This window comes from Streptomyces sp. NPDC002536 (genome assembly GCF_053594995.1).
Genome location: NZ_JBSFWU010000004.1, coordinates 109,887 through 127,744, shown reverse-complemented (window position 1 = coordinate 127,744; position 17,858 = coordinate 109,887). Strand labels below are relative to the sequence as shown.

General features: G+C 71.3%; 16 protein-coding genes. All 16 read left to right on the top strand.

All coding sequences use genetic code 11. The annotated features are described in order from the left end of the window. Positions 1–193: 193 nt before the first annotated feature. The 16 genes from ACWD4B_RS03130 (at position 194) to ACWD4B_RS03055 (ending at position 17,816) form a co-directional block, all read left to right on the top strand. Positions 194–1,816 carry a phage tail sheath family protein gene (locus ACWD4B_RS03130; protein WP_451419138.1) on the top strand — a complete coding sequence of 541 codons (1,623 nt, stop codon included), beginning with the start codon at positions 194–196 and terminating at the stop codon, positions 1,814–1,816. A 65-nt stretch (positions 1,817–1,881) separates the two neighbouring features. Then, entirely contained in the window at positions 1,882–2,322 is a 441-nt protein-coding gene (locus ACWD4B_RS03125; protein ID WP_451419137.1) for a phage tail protein, read from the top strand. Beyond that, entirely contained in the window at positions 2,319–2,795 is a 477-nt protein-coding gene (locus ACWD4B_RS03120; protein WP_451419136.1) for a hypothetical protein, read from the top strand. Before ACWD4B_RS03125 ends, ACWD4B_RS03120 begins: the two co-directional genes overlap by 4 nt. Next, on the top strand, positions 2,792–2,953 hold the full coding sequence (locus ACWD4B_RS03115) for a DUF6760 family protein (protein ID WP_451419135.1): 162 nt from the start codon (positions 2,792–2,794) through the stop codon (positions 2,951–2,953). The genes ACWD4B_RS03120 and ACWD4B_RS03115 overlap by 4 nt, the downstream gene beginning before the upstream one ends. 2,996 nt (positions 2,954–5,949) lie before the next feature. After that, positions 5,950–7,914 (top strand): hypothetical protein, encoded by a 1,965-nt coding sequence (locus ACWD4B_RS03110; protein ID WP_451419134.1) that lies wholly within the window; start codon positions 5,950–5,952, stop codon positions 7,912–7,914. After that, positions 7,904–8,332, top strand: coding sequence for a phage tail protein (locus ACWD4B_RS03105; protein ID WP_451419133.1), 429 nt, complete (start codon positions 7,904–7,906; stop codon positions 8,330–8,332). The genes ACWD4B_RS03110 and ACWD4B_RS03105 overlap by 11 nt, the downstream gene beginning before the upstream one ends. 66 nt (positions 8,333–8,398) lie before the next feature. Next, positions 8,399–8,890, top strand: a complete 492-nt coding sequence (locus ACWD4B_RS03100; protein WP_451419132.1) for a CIS tube protein — start codon at positions 8,399–8,401, stop codon at positions 8,888–8,890. Beyond that, positions 8,887–9,099, top strand: a complete 213-nt coding sequence (locus ACWD4B_RS03095; protein ID WP_451419131.1) for a LysM peptidoglycan-binding domain-containing protein — start codon at positions 8,887–8,889, stop codon at positions 9,097–9,099. The genes ACWD4B_RS03100 and ACWD4B_RS03095 overlap by 4 nt, the downstream gene beginning before the upstream one ends. Before the next feature lie 55 nt (positions 9,100–9,154). After that, positions 9,155–10,948: a VgrG-related protein gene (locus ACWD4B_RS03090; RefSeq protein ID WP_451419130.1), complete on the top strand. Its 1,794-nt coding sequence runs from the start codon at positions 9,155–9,157 to the stop codon at positions 10,946–10,948. 41 nt (positions 10,949–10,989) lie between these two features. Next, positions 10,990–11,316, top strand: coding sequence for a PAAR domain-containing protein (locus tag ACWD4B_RS03085; protein WP_451419129.1), 327 nt, complete (start codon positions 10,990–10,992; stop codon positions 11,314–11,316). A gap of 4 nt (positions 11,317–11,320) precedes the next feature. Continuing rightward, positions 11,321–11,785 (top strand): GPW/gp25 family protein, encoded by a 465-nt coding sequence (locus tag ACWD4B_RS03080; protein WP_451419128.1) that lies wholly within the window; start codon positions 11,321–11,323, stop codon positions 11,783–11,785. Then, positions 11,772–13,730, top strand: a complete 1,959-nt coding sequence (locus ACWD4B_RS03075) for a putative baseplate assembly protein (RefSeq protein WP_451419127.1) — start codon at positions 11,772–11,774, stop codon at positions 13,728–13,730. Before ACWD4B_RS03080 ends, ACWD4B_RS03075 begins: the two co-directional genes overlap by 14 nt. Positions 13,731–13,771: 41 nt before the next feature. Next, positions 13,772–14,404, top strand: coding sequence for a hypothetical protein (locus tag ACWD4B_RS03070; RefSeq protein WP_451419126.1), 633 nt, complete (start codon positions 13,772–13,774; stop codon positions 14,402–14,404). Continuing rightward, positions 14,404–15,807 (top strand): NADase-type glycan-binding domain-containing protein, encoded by a 1,404-nt coding sequence (locus tag ACWD4B_RS03065; RefSeq protein ID WP_451419125.1) that lies wholly within the window; start codon positions 14,404–14,406, stop codon positions 15,805–15,807. The genes ACWD4B_RS03070 and ACWD4B_RS03065 overlap by 1 nt, the downstream gene beginning before the upstream one ends. Next, on the top strand, positions 15,804–17,126 hold the full coding sequence (locus ACWD4B_RS03060; RefSeq protein ID WP_451419124.1) for a COG1470 family protein: 1,323 nt from the start codon (positions 15,804–15,806) through the stop codon (positions 17,124–17,126). The genes ACWD4B_RS03065 and ACWD4B_RS03060 overlap by 4 nt, the downstream gene beginning before the upstream one ends. 36 nt (positions 17,127–17,162) lie before the next feature. Continuing rightward, positions 17,163–17,816 (top strand): DUF4255 domain-containing protein, encoded by a 654-nt coding sequence (locus ACWD4B_RS03055; protein ID WP_451419123.1) that lies wholly within the window; start codon positions 17,163–17,165, stop codon positions 17,814–17,816. The last annotated feature ends 42 nt before the right edge of the window (positions 17,817–17,858 follow it).

Genomic DNA, 17,858 nt, shown 5'->3' with positions numbered 1-17,858 from the left:
CTGCAACCGCGCCTTGACGATGATCAAAACCAGAATCCACGGCCGGAACCGGCAATGAGCCAGTCGTGCGGCAAGAGAAGTGTCTCCAGCCCCGACGGATGGTCGCCGCTCCCTCCTGTTCCCGTGCAGGAGAACAGCGCCGATCCGCACAACGGATTCCCCCATCGGGACAACTCGTATGAAGGAGAGCTGGATGGCAAACTATCTGTCTCCCGGAGTGTTCGTCGAAGAGACCGCAGGCGGCTCCCGGCCGGTCGAGGGTGTGGCCACGGCGGTCGCGGCCTTCGTCGGCTTCGCGGAGCAGGGGCCGCTGAACGAGCCGGTCCGGATCACCAACTGGAGCCAGTACACGAAGACGTTCGGCGACTTCACCGAGGGCTCCTACCTGGCGCACTCGGTCTACGGCTACTTCACCAACGGCGGCGGCACCTGTTACGTCGTACGGGTCGGTGGACAGCCCGCGGGCACGGACGCCACCGGAGGCGCGCAGTCCGTGAGCACTGCCGCGCCGGCACAGGTGCTCGGCGGCTTCAAGGTGGCGGCGCTGCCGGCCGCTGCGGGCCGGGACATCGCGGTCGACGTGCAGCGCAGGCCGGGCGACCCCAAGGCGAAGCGGTCCGCCGCGAGCGCCGCCGACAAGCCCAGGACGGGCAAGGACGGAACGCCGGAGGCCGCTGCGGAGGACCTGTTCTCCTTCACCGTGAAGGTGGACGGTGTCACCGCCGAGTCCTTCGACGTCTCGGCCGAGAAGTCCTCGGCCTCGTACGTGGTGACGCAGGTCAAGGAGCGCTCGAAGTTCGTGTTCGTGGAGGAGAGTGCGGCCGGTGCCGCCCTGGCGCTGCCGGAGTCCTCCACCCTGGCGCTGCCTGCCGCTCCTGCCGCCGGCGCGGCCGGGGAGGCCACTGCGGTCAGGGATGTGGTCGGCCGCTATGTCGGCAAGGTCGACGACCGTTCCGGCCTGTCGGGCCTGGAGGCTATCGACGACGTCACCATGGTCGCCGCCCCCGACCTGATGGCTGCCCACCAGAGGGGCAGTGTCAGCCGTGAGCAGGTCAAGGCCATCCAGCTGGCCATGATCAACCACTGCGAGAACATGGCCAACCGCATGGCCATCCTCGACCCGCTGCCGGACATGGGCCCCTCCGAGGTCTACGAGTGGCGGCAGAACGAAGCGGGCTTCGACTCCAAGTACGCGGCCCTGTACTACCCGTGGATCCAGGTCGCCGACCCGGTCAGCGGCAAGGGCTTCCTCATGCCGCCCTCCGGTCACGTCGCCGGCCTGTGGGCGCGCAACGACGAGGCGCGCGGCGTGCACAAGGCTCCGGCCAACGAGGTGGTGCGCGGCGCCCTCGACCTGGGTGTCCAGGTCACCAAGGGTGAGCAGGAGCAGCTGAACCCGGCGGGCATCAACTGCATCCGCAGCTTCCCCGGCCGCGGCATCCGCATCTGGGGCGCCCGCACCCTCTCCAGCGACCCCGCGTGGCGCTACCTGAATGTCCGACGCCTCTTCAACTACCTGGAGGAGTCGATCTACCTGGGCTCGCAGTGGGCGGTCTTCGAGCCCAACGAGGAGCGGCTGTGGTCGACGATCCGCCGCAACGTCGCAGCCTTCCTGACCAACGAATGGCGCAGCGGCGCTCTCTTCGGCGCCACGCCGGAGGAGGCATTCTACGTCAAGTGCGACGCGGAGACCAACCCGCCGGAGGTCATCGACTCCGGCCAGGTCATCTGCGAGATCGGCGTCGCCCCGGTCAAGCCGGCCGAATTCGTGGTCTTCCGGATCTCCCAGGAGTCCGCATCCGGCGAAGCGGGCTGACCAGCAGCCTTTCTGCCCTTCCCGTTCATCTCCCTCACCCATAGACAGGAGTCACCATGGCCGACATGACCTCTATCGGAAGCCTTGTCCTCGCGAAGGACTTCACCGTCCAGATCGACGGAATCCAACTCACCATGATCAAGGAGGTCTCCGGGCTGGAGAGCAAGGTGGAGGTCACCAAGGAGATCGTCAACACCCCCGACGGGAAGCAGCTGCACATCTCCGTGCCCGGTGTAATGCAGCTGCCCTCCGTCACGGTCGTCCGTCAGGGATCGGCCGACAAGGTGATCGCCGACTGGTACAAGCAGTGCCTCCAGGACAAGACGGACGCGAAGAAGAAGAACGTCACGATCACCGAGCACACCAGCGACCAGTCGGCGAAGAAGGAACACGTCCTCACCGGCTGCTGGGTGTCCAGCTACAACACCGGCCAGCTGAGCTCCTCGGGCTCGGGCGGCAAGGACGAGACCTTCGTCTTCGAGTGTGACGGCTACGAAATCAAGTGAGGCGCGGGCGCGTAACCGATTGGGACTCCTCGGCAGCACAGGCGTCGTCATCGGCCAACGCACCGGCCCCGTCCGCGGAGAGCGCAGGCTCGCACAGCGAGCCTGCCTCTCTGCGCACCGAGTTCCCCTTCACATTGCCACGCGGCTATGTGGACCACCGGGGAGTGGTGCACCGGGAAGGTGTGATGCGCCTCGCCACGGCACGCGATGAACTCCTGCCGCTCAGCGACATGCGCGTACGGGAGAATCCCGCATATCTGTCCGTGGTGCTGCTCGGCCGCCTGATCACCCGATTGGGCACACTGAGCGATGTCGACGCGGGAATCGTGGAGCAACTGTTCGCTGCCGACCTGGCATTCCTGCAGAAGTTCTACGAGAAGATCAACACGGACGGCTCCTCGCTGGCCACGACCGTGTGCCCCAACTGCACCCACGAGTTCGATGTGGACATGGGGAGCCGCCTGGGGGAATGACAACGTACGCGGCAGAAGATCTGCGTTCCGAGCTCGCGTACATCGCCTACCACTTCCACTGGCCGCACGACCAGCTGCTCGACATGGACCACATCGAGCGGCGTTCGTGGATCAGCCAGATCACCAGCATCAACCAGCGTCTTGCAGAAGGGACTTGACAGACATGCTCGACCGGATCATCCGCACCGTCGGCCGCCGTGCGGTGGCCTGGTCCGGCGCGGAGACCGCGAATGCCGCCGAGGCGGCGCGCGCGGTTCCCGGGGCGGGCGTGGTCCCAGGTGTGCCTGCGGTTCCCCGGGCGGGGGCCGCCGATGCCGCCGTGCCGAATGCTGGCATGCAAGGCGTCGTCGACGACGTGGCGGAGGCATCCGGTGCGCAAGCGGATCGCGGTGCAGATGCCCGTGCCGTCACATGGGCTGTCGCGGAGACGGCAGCCCATGTGACGGCGCGGGTTCCGGTGGTGCTGCCGGAGACGTTCCGCCCTGTCGCGGCCGACGGGTTGACGCCGGTCACCGATGGGCAGCGGACGACGGAGCGGCTGACGGCATTCCGCGACCACCGGCTCAGCGGTGAGCTGACCACTCTGATCGACACGGAGGCACCGCTGGTGTTCCGCGTGCGGGCAGGGCTGTGGGACACGACGGGGCTGCCTGCCCGCCGCCCGGTGTCCGAGCTGTACTGGCGGTCTGCCGAGGAGACGGTGCCCGAGGAGGCGGCCGAGGCCGAAGATGACGCCGAGGCCGTTCCGAGTGCACCCGTGCCGCCCGTCGAGCGCCGGACGGATGCCACTGAGCTCCCTCACAGTCCTCGGCCCGGCCGCCGTGCCGAGAGCTCCCCACGACTCCGTCGTTCCCCGGGGCACGACTCCCATGCCCTGACGACGCTCCGGGGAACGGCGGTTCCGGACGACAACCGCGATGCGGGCTCGCGGCCCGCGGACCCGGCACCCGCCGCCGGGTCTGCCCCGCAGGCCGGCGCCCAGGACACTCCGGGGCGAGCTGCGCCGCGGGACGGAAGCACGGCGGCTCCCGACGGCAAGCGTGCGACGCGCCCGAAGACGGAGACCGGGAACGCGGATCCGGAAGCGGGGCCCGCACCCCACACCGACGCACCGGACACCCCGGACCGGGCCGCGCCCCGCGACAAGAGCACAGCGGTCCAGGGCAACAAGCGCCTGACGCACCCGAAGGCGGAAGCCGGGCGCACGGGTTCGACAACGGAGGCCGCCCTCCACACCGGCACACCTCATGCTGCAGGCTCCTCCAAGTCCCCGTCCCCCGCCACGGCAACAGCTCAGGGCGACAAGCAGCGCTCACTCGGCTCCCCCCTGCAGGCATCACACGCACCAGGCGACTCAAAGCCCCATGGCAGCAGGCCTGTTGCAGACGTACCGGCAACCTCGGCCGTGCCCGCTCGGCCTTCCAGCACCACATCGAACGCTCCGGAGGCGGCCCCGTCGTGGGCGAAGGCGAAGGCCACGGTCCCCGGTGACACCGACACGGAGGCCGAGCACGCGGGAGGGACACAGGGAAGCCCGACGGCTCCGGGCGACGAGCGCGACGCGCACGGCACCACGGGGACCCCGGTATCCTTCTCCGGCTCCGCGCCCGCCGCAACGCACGCGGACGGTCGGCCCGTTGCGCCGGGCGGCAGCACATCGATCACGGCCAGGACCGCCGTGCGAGGACGTACGTCCGACGTCCCCGACCGAGCCACGCCCTCTCCCCGGACAGGCACAGCACCCCAGGGCCGGGAGCACCCCGCGCTCGGCGACGACGCGGACCCTGCGCACACGTACGAAGCACGGAGCACGGCAGCTGCCGGCCTTCAGGCATCCGCAGCGACGCCCGTCCTGCCGGCCCGCACACCGGATGCCCCCGGCACGCCGGAGGTCCCCTGCCGTACCACGTCCCCCGCCGAGACCGACGCCACCGGTCCCGCCCTCGAGCACACCGCACACGACGGGGACACGGCCTCGTCACCTTCAGCCGGACCGATCCCGCCGATCAGCAGCCCGGACACCCCGCGCGGCACCGCCTCCTCGCCGGTCGGCGAACACTCGGCGCAGTCGGCGGACTTCACGGAAGAATTGCTCTCCGACGCCGGTGACGGGCAGCCCACCGAGCGCGACACGGCCGGTACCGACGGGGCACCGGGCACGGCCTCTTCGGCCATCCCCCGTCGGCCGGAGACGTCACGGGAGCAGACCGGTCCGGTGCGTCTCTCGCGTACCGGCCGCCCGGCAGCCGACATGGGCCGGCCCCGCCCCGACACGCACGGTGCGCCCTCGGACCCCCGGGCACCGGAAGCCGATTCCGCACACGCTGCCGACCTGCCCGCTCCCCCGGCACCGCTCCGCACCACGGACCGCGGCCCGGAGCCGACCCCGTCCGCCGGCCCGCAGGGCACGGCCGCCTCCCGTGCCCGGATGCAGCCCCGCTCCGAGCCGGTGGCGGCCCCCGGCAGCCGCCATGGCCGGCGGCCGCGGCCGGCAGCCGATGCATCGGTTCCCTCGGCCACGGGTACCGAGGAACACGGCCGAATCACGACGGCTCCGGCTCCCGGACATCTCCCCCCGGCCACTACCGGAGGCGACCCGGGACAGACCGAACGGCACCGTACACCTCACCCGGGCCCGGCAACCCCCGCCGGGTACAACGGCGTTCCCTTCGGCGACCCGGTGACCGGAGAGCCGGGGCCCCGCGGTACACAGGGCACGAGCACGTCGCGGGCTTCGGATCCGGTACGCATCGCTCCGCGCACGGCAGGCAACCCACTCGGCGCAACTCCGGTACAGGGCAGCGACGTTCCTACGGCAAACGAACATCTCCCGCGCACGGCCGCACCGCAGGGCAGCAGGACCGACGATGCCGCTGCGGCCGCGGACGCGCCCGTCAGCGAGTCGTCGACGGCCGGCGCTCCTCACGGGACCAACGACATCGCCCCCGCCGACGACATACAGGACTGTGACGCGGTCGCACCGCCCGCGGCGCGCACCGCTGAGCTCCCCGCACGCTCGCTGCGCGCCACCGATTCCGCCGGTGAGGACCGTACCCCTGTCACGGTGGGCGGCCAGGCCGTGCCTGTCCGCATTGCCCGGACGGGAACCCTCGCCCTGGAACAGCCTCCCCTCGCCGGGCGCCCTGGCGCTCCCGTGGATCACAGCAGTGAGCCCGGTCTTCCTGACGACGGGCGGAAGTTCCGGCTTTCCCGGCGCCGTACGGCCGCCGCCCGCTCTGCGGACCCGGCCGCCGACGCGATCCTCCCGCCCCTCGACGGGGACGGACCCCACTCGCGCGAGGCCGCCGAACCGCACGACGGCACGCTCGTACGCATGCACTCCGGCGAACCGTCCCCGGTACGTACGGACCTGTCTCCCGGCCGGTCCCGGAACACGGCGGCGCACGACCAACAGCTGCTCGCTGCCCCGGCCCTGAATGATCCGGCCGTACCGGGCCCCGCACAGGCAGGGAAGCACCCCACGCCCCCTGCGACCGCACTCGCCCGCGAGCAGACAACCGGCGCCCCGGCGACCGGTCACGCCGTGCCCCTGCAGGTGTACGGTCCCGCGCACCCCGCCCCGGAGCACCTCCCGCTCGCCGAACGACCCGGGCACCGCAGGGCCGACCTGTCGCACACCCCCGCCGGAGGTCGGCAGGACGGCCACGCATACCCGTCAGCCGACAACGAACTCGGTTCGGCCTCCGGCGATTTGACGCCCGCCCGCCAGGACCCGGCGCCCGCGGCCCAGGTGCACCCGGACCGTCCCGCCGACGCGCCGTCCCTCACGCACGGCGAGACCGCGACGACGGAAGAGCCCGACACCCACCGTGGGCGGCCCGGCCTGCCCGACGTCCGAGTGCTTCACGAACGGGACCACACCGACGCCAGGCAGGGCCGCACCACGTCTGCTCCCGACGAGCCGAGCACCACCGGCACCGACCGACACCCCGCCGCACCCATCGCCCGCAAGCCGGAGGACACCGACGCCGGGCAACGCCCCACCGCACCCGGACACCACGAGCACAACGCAGACCGAGCCGACCGGCGCCCCACCGCGCCCACCCCTCATGAGCAGTGCGCCGAGGAAACCGGCCGGCTCCCCGCTGCAGCACCCGCGTCCCACGGACCGGACCGTGACGACGCCGACACCGACACCGACGCCACGGGACGCCCTGCCCGGCCCGTTCCCCCCACCCGTACCGACCGCAGCACAGCCGCACTGCAGCAGACCACGGACCGGACCGCCGACACCGCGCACCCCCACGCCCAGCGCCCCGTCACCAGCCGGCAGAGTGGCAGCACCACACCTGCCGGAGCAGCGGCACCGATGTCCCTGCCCACGCGAAAGGCGGCCGAGCACAGGCCCCTGGGAACAGCCCGGCGTGAGGCACACAACAGCCGGCCCCCCGCCCAGCGCCCGGCCAACGGTGACCCCGAAGAGTTCCACGCCCCCGCGCCCCTCCGCGAACCCGGCGCCGTCCACAGCCCCGCCCTGCCCAGCCCACAGCCTCTGCCTGCGTCCCCCGCGCCCTCGTCCGCAGACGCCGGACCGGCCCACGCGACCACCTTTCACACCGAGGCGGATCCCGGAACTCCTCGGCACAACAAGCCGGTTGCCGCCGAGCCGTCCCCGTCTCCTGCCGCGCAGCCGCGCACACCTCACGACACCACTCACCACGACGCCACCCACCCGGCCGAGCCGCACGTCACCCCGCACGCTCTCACCGCCGACAACGCCGCCCCTCCCCACCGGGCAAGCCGTCGCCGGACAGCTCGTCTCTCCGTCCCCGAGGCGCCGCCCCCCTCCCACCGGACCCTGGCGCCGCTCCTCTTCCCCCTGCGCGCGACCGCCGACGACCGCCCACGGCCCGAGCCCACGGCCTTCTCCCGCCCCGCCGATCCGCTCCAAGCCGACTGCGGGCACCCCGTGTTCCGCCGCATCGCTGCGCACGCGCCCGAGTCGGGCGGTCAGAACACGGGCATCCCTGCGGCGGTCCTCGGCGGCGGCGCCGCCGAGAGCGCCGTGCCCGCGACCGACTGGGGCATCCCGCAAGCAGTTCTGCGCAAGGAATGGCAGGACATCACGAGAAACGGAGGCACAGGCCGTGCCCCTTGAGACCAACGTGACGCCCATCAACCAGTTCTCGCTGTCGATCGACGGCAAGGATCTCGGCCTCTTCACCCGCTGCAGAGGACTCGCGCTGTCCGTGGAGGTGGACGAGTTCGCCGAAGGAGGCGTCAACGATTCCCTGATCCACCTCAACACCCGGATCAGGTATGCACCGCTGGTCGTGACCCGGCCCGTGAGCAGGGCCCCGGTGGACCTGTGCCAGTGGGTCCAGGAATCGGTGCGCAAACCGTCCTTGTCCACAGGGCAGATCGCCTGCCTCAGCGGCAAGGAGGAAGTGGCCAAGTGGGAGCTGCGCAACGTGATGCCCGTGGCCTGGCGAGGGCCGACCCTGGACGCGGCGGGCGGCGCGGCTGCCATGGAGGAGATCGAGTTCGTCCATGGCGGGTTCTTCCGCAAGGCATAGCTCCTGCACCGCACTTCCACCCCGCCCCTTCAACCCGTACAACAACCGACCTCGAAAGGAGGGCACATGCCGCAGGAACAGATGATCAAAGCCACTCTTGAGGTCTATGCACCGCCGATCGGCGGCCAGGAAGGTCCTGGCAGGCGCATGGGTGACCCGGTCAAGTTCCAGTTCAACCCGGCGGAACTCTCCCTGGTCAAGGAGACGTCCTGGGCGCGGCACTCCTCACGCCTCGCACCGAACGCCTCCGCACCCGAGTTCCTCGGCGGCCGGCCCGGCGTCCTCACCATGACCGTCGTCCTGGACAAATCAAAACCGGATGACGCATCCGTGGATGCACGGGTCGGCACGCTCCTCAAGTGCTGCCGGCCGGAGGAGAACAGCCTCCGCAACAACCAGGCGTCGCCGCCTTGGGTCAGGTTCAGCTGGGGGCACTGCGAGACGGCACGGTTCTATGCGGTCATGAGGCGGCTCGCGGTCCGGTTCACCCGCTTCTCGAGCGACGGCCACCCCCTGCGCGCCGTGTGCGAGCTCACCCTGGAAGAGATCGGCGAATGAGTGCGCCGGGCCGGGGACACGCGCCGGGGTCGCCTTCGTCACGCCAGTTCAGCGTGGTGGTGCGGGGGGACTCCCTGCAGTCCATCGCGGCGCGCAGTACGGGCCGTGCGGCCGACTGGCGACTGATCGCCCAGCTCAATGGCATCGACGACCCGTCGAAGGTGCGGCCGGGAACGGTGCTGGTCCTGCCGAACGCCACGGACCCCTGACCGTCCCGAGGCCACCCGGCCCCCTCTGCTCCCCCCTCACACATAAGGAACCGACATGACAGGGCGTCACGCCACCGGGCTGATCGTCAAGGCCGGAAGCCACACTTTGCGTGGCGCCGCCTTGGCGTGGGCAGTCGTGCAGGAGAACAGCCACACGTCGGCCACGGCCGAGATCGGCATCCGGGACCCGCACAACGCGTCACTGCTGGCCGAGGCGGGCGTCACCCTGGGCAGCACACTTTGGCTGACCTCGGTGACCGCCGACGGCAAACACCCCCTCTTCGAGGGCGAGGTCACCGACTGTGAGGCCAGGGCCAGCTCGGACGGGGGCGGCACATCCGGGGCCGGCGGGGTGTTCACCGTCATCCGGGCCAAGGACCGTTCCCACCGGCTGCGCCGGGGCTACCGGGTCGCCTCCTACGCGAAGATGACGGCCGGTGACATCGTGCGCGATGTGGCGAAGAAGGCCGGTGTCGAGACCAAGACCGTCGACGACAGCGGGACCAGGTACGACTTCCTCACCCAGCCCGCCATGTCCGACTGGGACTTCCTGAGCCACCTGGCCCGGGAAAACGGACGGGACCTGTTCTTCCGGGACGGCAAACTTCACTTCTGCCGGCCTGCCCGGGCCTCCAGCGCTCCGGCGAAAGACATGTCCGCCCACGGCAGCCCGTTCGCCCTGCAGTTCGGCGCGAACCTGCTGAAGGTCGGCTCGGCGGCCTCCCTGGACGACCAGGTGGCCGGGGTCACCGTGCGCGCCTGGGACCCCGAGCGCAAGCAGCCGTTCGTCGCCACAGGCAAGCCGGCCACGACGCGGCACAGCACCGCCTGGGCCGCACCGACCGGTGCGGTGTCGGGGCCGCCGATGCTGCTGGCCGGACTGCCCCGCGGAACCCAGGACGAGGCCGAGAAGCTCGCCACGAGCATGGCTCAGGAGGTGGCGGCGGGGCTGTCCCGGCTGCGTGCGGTGGTACGCGGGGAGCCGCGGCTGCGGCTGCGCTCCGGGGTGTCGCTGACCGGCCTCGGCAAGCAGTTCGAAGGCCAGTACACCGTCACGTCCGTCCGTCACGAGTACCACCCCGACTCGGGTTACCTGACGGAGCTGACGGTCAACGAGGGGGAGGACCGGACGGCAGCCGGGCGGCCCGGTGACGGCGAGGAGGGACTGCGCCGCTTCTACGGGCTGATGCCGGCCACGGTCAGCAACATCAAGGACGACAGGGAGCTGGGCCGGGTGAAGGTCCAACTCCCTTGGCTGGACGGCGAGTACGAGAGCAACTGGGCACGCACCGTGCAGCTCGGCGGCAGCCGTGGCCATGGCGTGGTGCTGCCGGAGGTCGGAGACGAAGTGCTCGTCGGCTTCGAACAGGGCTGTCTGGACCGGCCGTACGTCCTCGGCGGGCTGTACAACGGCGTCGACAAGCTCGCCCGGCACTCGCTCGACCTGGTCGACAGCGGCAAGGGCGTGACCAATCGCCGGTCCTTCGCCTCCAAGAAGGGGCACCGGCTGGAGCTGCTGGACGCGGACGGTTCGGGGATGGGGGCGACCCTGGTCACCGGCAACAGCAAGCTCAGGATCCAGCTCGACCAGCACAACACGGTCATCTCCGTGCACAGCGACGGCAAGGTGGAGATCAGCGCCAAGAACGGCATCACCGTGAACGCGAGCCAGGGGCCGCTGGAGCTGAAGGGCCAGAAGGTGACGGTCAATGCGGAACAGGCCCTGGAGATTTCGGGCATGAACGTCGACGTCAAGGCCACGGGACCGGTCAAGATCTCCGGTGCGACGGCGAAGCTCGCCGGTACGGGCCCCACCGAGATCACCGGCCTCCCCGTCAAGATCAACTGATGGCCGGGATTCCCCGCCACCCCGGAAAGGAGAACCCTCACATGCCCGCCGCAGCACGCGTCGGCGACGCCGTCGCCTACCTCCCCAACCCGAGTCCGATTCCCGCGCCCGTGGGCCAGGGCACGCTCGCCCTGCCCGGCGTGCCCACTGTCCTGATCGGAGGCCAGCCGGCAGCCACCCCCGGCTCGTTGGCCGCCTATGTCGTGCCGCCTCCCGGCTCGCCCGTCCCGCCGCCCCCGGTGCCCGTGGTGCCGCTGCCGCTGCCCAAACCGGTGCTCATCGGCGGTCTGCCCGCGGTCGTCAAGGGCAGCGTGGCCGGCCCCGGTACGGTCACCGGCGGCTGCCCGACCGTCATGATCGGCGGCTGAGGCCGTGCCCGACTTCTTCATCGGCCGCGGCTGGGCCTTCCCGCTGGGGGTCGGCCCCTCGGGCGGGGCGGCGATGGCCGAGGGCTCCGCCGACGTCGAGCAGGCCATCCGGCTGATCCTGGGCACCGAGCCCGGCGAGCGGCCCATGCGGCCCGAGTTCGGCTGTGCGATCAGCGACCGCGTCTTCGGCTCCTTCGACGCCTCCGCGAGCGGGACCATCGCCCACGAGGTGCGGCACGCCCTGGAGCGCTGGGAGCCGCGCATCGTCGTCGACGACGTCTCCGTCGCCCAGGCCGCCGGACGGCAGGAGGTCCTGGAGATCCAGATCGCCTACCACCTGGCCGGCACCAACAGCCGCCGCAACCTGGTCCATCCGTTCTACGTGATCCCCGCCCACGAGGGCGAGGGACCGAACCGCTCCGAGCAGGCGGGCACCGTCCCGCAGGGGGATGACAATGCCGCTGCCTAGCCCCGACCTCGACGACCGTCGATTCCAGGACCTGGTCGACGACGCCAAGCGTTTCATCCAGCGCCGCTGCCCGGAGTGGACGGACCACAACGTCTCCGACCCGGGTGTGGCGCTCATCGAGGCGTTCGCGCAGATGGTCGACCAGCTGTCGTACCGGCTCAACCGGGTACCGGAGAAAATCCACTTGGAGTTCCTCGACCTGCTGGGCGTGCAGATGACGGCCCCTCAAGCGGCCCGGACGGAACTGACGTTCCTGCTCTCGGCCCCGCAGGAGGCGGACGTGACGGTGCCCGTGGGCTCCGAGGTGGCCACGGCGCGTACGGGCAGCGGTCCCGCGCGTGTGTTCACCGTGAGCCGGCAGCTCGACATCGTGCCCACCGCGCTGGGTCACATCGGCTCTGCCCCTGCCGGACAGGCACCTGAACTCGCCACCGAACGCTTCGAGTCGGGCGAGCCCGTGACGTGCTTCACGGAGCCGCCGGTACCGGGTGACGCCCTGCTGGTGGGGCTGACACAGGCGGCACCGCGCTGCGCCGTCACGCTGCGCGTGGACTGCCGCATGGACGGCGTGGGCGTCGACCCGCGCCGCCCGCCGCGCGTGTGGGAGGCATGGTGCGGCGAGGGCTGGGTGCCCTGCGAGGTCGAGAGCGACTCCACGGGCGGGCTGAACCGGCCCGGCGAGATCGTGCTGCACCTGCCCGACGGGCACGTGGCCTCGCTCATCGGGCGGCGCCGTGCGGGCTGGCTGCGCTGCCGCATGACCGAGGCGGCGCCGGGGCAGCCCGCCTACTCCTCCTCCCCCAAGGTCGCAGCCCTGGAGGCGTACACCGTGGGCGGGACCACGGGTGCGGTCGAGGGCGAGACGATCCCGCACGACGAACTCGGCGTCTCCGACGGCACTCCGGGACAGTCCTTGACGCTGCACCGCACCCCCGTCGTCGCCGGGTCACTGCGCGCGGTGGCGGTGGAGACGAAGGCCGGGCGGCAGGTGTGGAAGGCAGTGGAGTCGTTCGCGGACTCCTCGCCCACCGACCGGCACGTCACCGTCGACGAGGCAGGCGGCACGGTCCGCTTCGGACCGGCGGTGCGGCAGCCGGACGGGGAGATACGGCAGTACGGGGCCGTGCCCGAGATCGGCGCCCGGATCACGGCGGGCGCCTACCGGCACGGCGGCGGCCGCGGGGGCAACGTCGCCGCGGCCACGCTGACCGTTCTGCGCACGCCGATCTCGCTGATCTCACGGGTGGAGAACCGCAAGCCGGCCACCGGCGGCGTGGACGCCGAATCCGTCGACAGCGTCCGCCAGCGCGCCGGCCACTGGCTGCGCACCCAGGACCGCGCCGTCACCGCCCGCGACTACGAGTCCATCGCACGAGCCGCCTGCCGCGAAGCAGGCCGCATCGAATGCGTCGCCGAGCCGGGCGGGCCGGAACACGCCGGAGTGGTACGCGTGTTGATCGTCCCTCAAGTCCGGGACGTGCGGGACGAGGACAGCTGGCGGGACCTGGTGCCCTCCGAGGAGATGCTGTCCGCAGCCGCGCGGGCCATCGAGGCGGCCCGGCCGCTGGGGGTCACGGTCTCCGTCAGCGGCCCCGCCTACCAGGGCGTCACCGTCGTCGCCGAGATCGAGGCGGCCAAGGGCGCGGACCGGGCCGAGGTCAAGGAACGGGTGCTGCGCGCACTGTACGAGTGCCTGAGCCCGCTGCCCAACGACTCCGGCACCGGCAGCCGTTCCGGCTGGCCGCTCGGGCGGGCTCTGCGGCTGAGCGACCTGTACGCAGTAGCCGCCCGGTGCGAGGACGTCGAGTCCGTACCCAGGCTGCAGATGTACCCCGCCGACCTCGCCACCGGTGAACGCCAGACCGCCACGGACCGGATCGACGTCGGCCCGGCCACGCTGTTCCTCTCCTTCCGCCACCAGGTGGCCGTGAAGAACGCCCGCTAGCCCACAGGCCCACCTGGCCCACCGGAAGAAAAGAACTGCTCATGGACAGACTGCCGTCACCGGCACCCGCACCGGCTGCTCCCGCAGTGCCGCCTCTGGTGCCCGGGAGCCGGTCACTGCGCGCGATCCTGCCGGAGAGCTACCGCCAGGGCGACTTCGCCGACCGGTTCATCGCCGGCTTCGACGACACCCTCGCCCCCCTGATCACCGCCCTGGACTGCCTGTATGCCTACGCCGACCCGCGCACGGCGCCCGACGACTTCGTCACCTGGATGCTCGGCTGGAGCAACACCGCGCTGCCCGCCTGCGTAGGACCGGCCGGCCGCCGCAACGCACTCCTGCTCGGCCACCGCCTGCACGGCCTGCGGGGCACCCGCCAGGGGCTGGACCTCCTCGTGCGCCACGTTATCGGCGGGCGCCTCGAACTCGCCGAGTCCGGGACAACGCACGTGGTCACCGGTCCGGAGGACCCTTCCGTGCCCCTGCCGTCGGGCAGTTGGGCCCGTGTACGGGTGCTCCTGCCGTACGGGATGTCGACCGGCCGTCCCTGGGTGGCGGAGGACGTCGAGGAACTGGTCCGGCAATGGCTGCCCGCGCACGTCGCGGCCGAGATCACGGTCGAGGACGACGAGGACCCCCTGCTCGTGCGGGGGGCGGCGGGGGGTGAGGCCTGATGGGCACCGACTCGTCCGCCCACCGGGGCTGGTACATGCCCGACGAGCAGGACCTCTGCAGCAGTTGCGGAGTGGTCGCCTACCCGGGCGAGATGTTCTGCGTCTCCTGCGGGGCGTACCGGGGGTGGGACACGAACGGGAACACACCCGTGACGGGGGAGGGGACCGCACGCCCGGGTCCGGGTCCCGGCTCCGGGCAGCCCGCGCCGCCCTCCGCCGCCATGCCGGGGGAGGGCGGAACCGCATGGCCGGCGACGGCGGATCCGCGGTCCGCACAGGCTGAGTCCGCGTACCCGGATTCCGCACCTCCGAATTCCGGGCAGCACGGCTCCGCACAGCCCGGTTCCGGAGGCGCCTGGTACGGCGGCCCGGACGCGCCCCTACCACCCCGGTCCGCGGACCCGCAGTCCGCGGACCGGAACCTGTCCTGGGCCGACCCCCTCTTCGCCCCGCTGCCACCCGACACACCGGCTCCGTACACCGCCCGTCCCCAACCCGGCGGAAGCCTGCACGAGTTCGACAGCGAGCCGTACCCCGGTTTCGCGGGAGCGCCCGGTACCGGGCCCGCGGCCGCCCGGACCCAGGTGATCAGCGGCGAGGTGGTGCTGTGGACCACGCCGGCCGAGAGCGGCCCGGAGGCACCCACCCCTCCGGGCGGCGTGCCGCACCTGCTGCAGTGCCCGGAGTGCGGCGGGCCCAACGCCGAAGCACGTACGTACTGCCACCCCTGCGGTGCCCTGCTGCGTCCCGAGCCCGAGCCCGAGGAGCCGGAGCTCACCCGCTGGGAGCGGCTGCGCGAACGGTACTTCGACCGGCCGGAGGTGTGGCACTGGGACCGCCGCTGGGGCGTCGCGCTGGCCGCACTGCCCCTGTGTCTGGTCGCCGGGGTGTCGGCCGGCGGCGCGGTCGCCGCCGCGCACGACGCCGTACCGAAGATCAAGGACCGTTTCCTGTCGCAGTCCGCGATCGCCCCCGACACAGTGTCCGCCTCCAGCTCCACGAAGGGCTTCGAGCCGGAACTGGCCACCGACGGCGTGGACAACCGGGCCTGGGCCCCGCGGGGCAGCGGCAAGGAGGCCGTCGGCCAGTACTGGACCGCCGAGTTCAACAGCCCGTTCCGGCTGACCTCGCTCCTGATCATCAACGGGGCCGCCAAGGCACCCAAGCAGTTCGCCGAGACCGGAAGGCCCACGAAGATCAAGGTGACCGCCACCACGGCCGGAGGAGGCACCGTGGAGAAGGAGATCGAGCTGGGCGGACAGCCCGGCCCGCAGCGCTTCGACCTCGGCATCGACGACGTCGTCCAGGTGCGGGTGACCATCGAGGCCGTCAACCCGGGTCTCAAGCCGGACATGCCGGTGGCCATGGCCGAGATCCAGTTCTTCACCCGGCAGGAGTCATGAGCGTACGGGCCGAACTCACCGTCCCCGAGGACGTCATCACCCCCGGTGACACCGTCACCGCCCACCTGCGTGTGTGGAACGAGAGCCGCATCGTCGACGCCTACCGTCTGCAGCTCGTCGGTCCGCCCGCCGAGTGGCCGGACACCGATGCGCAGCTGGGCAAGCTGCCCGTCTACCCGGGCAACCACGAGAAGATCAATATTTCGCTCACGCTGCCGCGCGACAGCGAACTCGCCCCGGGGCGGCTGATGTTCGCGGTACGCGTCGCCTCGGTGGAGGACCCGGCGGCCGTCGCCGTTCCCGAAGCGGTCATCACCGTGGGCGAGTTCCACGACCTGGCCGTCGAACCGGTGCGCTCGCGGGTGCGCGGGGCCCTGTGGAGCAGCAACCTGGTCGTCCTGGAGAACACCGGCAACGCCACCACGGCCGTACGGCTGCGCGTGGCCAACGAGGCCGAGGACGCGCCCCTGCGGCCCAGGCTGCGGCGGGCCCGGCTCACCCTCGAACCGGGCGAACAGGCCCGGATCAGCCTCATGACGCGCGTGCTGAACCCCAAGTTCACGGGCACGGCCGCCGACTGGTCCATCGGGGTCACCGCCGGCCGGGGTGACGGCCAGGAGCACACCGTCGCCTACGTCCACCGGCAACACCCGCTGGTGCCCAAGCCCGTCCTCAAGGCGCTCATCGCGGTGACGGCCCTTCTGCTGGCGTTCGCGGCGCTGTGGTTCTCCCCCGTCGGCGGCAAGAAGCCGGAGGCGAAGACCGAGAGCGCCAAGGGGCCCACGCAGCTGGACGAAGTGAAGAAGGCGGAGAAGCAGGCGGCGGACCAGAAGAAGAAGGACGAGGAGAAGCAGAAGGACGACGAGAAGAAGGCGGAGAAGGACAAGGCGGAAAAGGACGCCCTGAAGAAGAAGCCGTTCCAGGAGTCGCTTTCCGTGGACACGAAGAAGAAGAGGACGAGCGACACGTACACGGTGGAGAGGGGCTACCGGCTGCTCCTCAAGACGGTGCAGATGAGCGCCTCCGGCCCGGACAACGCCACGGTCTTCCTCACCGCCGGCGGCGATCCGCTGCAGACCACGAACGTCAAGAACATCAAGGACTACACGCCGCAGGCGCCACGCTCGCTCAAGGAGGGCGAGAAACTCACCGTGCAGATGGACTGCCCCACCGAAGCACCCGCCCCGACCCCTTCCGCCTCCGGCACCCCATCCGCTCCCCCGGCGGCCGCCTGCAACGCCACAGCGGTCGTCGTCGGCGAGCTGATCCCGCTGACGGGCCCGAATGCCGAGCCGGACAAGCCTGCGGCCTCGTCCTGAACGCCACCACCCCTTCCTTCCCCAGGAGTCCGACCCTTGAGCATCGTCCAGCACGTAGACGACACCCTTGAAAAGGAGTTGCGGCGCGTCCCCCTGCACAGCGTGAACGCCCAGGTCGTCTTCGAAACGCCGAACTCCGACTGGTCCGCGCGCCGTTCGGGGCTGTGCGTGAACCTCTTCCTCCACAGCATCGAGGAGGACACCACGCAGCGGCAGACCGGTGACTCCAGCATCATCGACGAACACGGCGTCGTGGTGGGCTACCACCGCCCCGCCCGCCACTTCAGGCTCGGCTACGCCCTCACGGTGTGGGGGCAGAGCCCCCGCGACGAACACCGGCTGCTCGGCACCCTCCTGGAGTGGTGCGTGGCCACGGAGCAGCTCACCCCATACCCGGGCCTGTCCGCGGGCCCCCTGATCCTGAAGCTGCGCGAGACCCCGGAGGGCGCGGAACCCCTGGCCACCAAGCTCTGGTCCAGCCTCGGCACCCCGGCCCGCCCCGTTCTCGACCTCATGGTGACCGTGCCCGTGACCCGCCCGGGCACGACGGTGGAGACCGAGCCGGTCAAGGGCCTCACCCTGCGGGCGGCACGGCTGGACCCGCCGGTCACGCCCGAGGACCCTCCGGCCCGCGCGCCGCGGCCGCGCGGTATGCGGCGGCCTCGGCGGAACGTCGAGGAGATCGTCTGATGCAGCCACCCCGGCGCCGCCACACCCACATCTGCTCGGAGG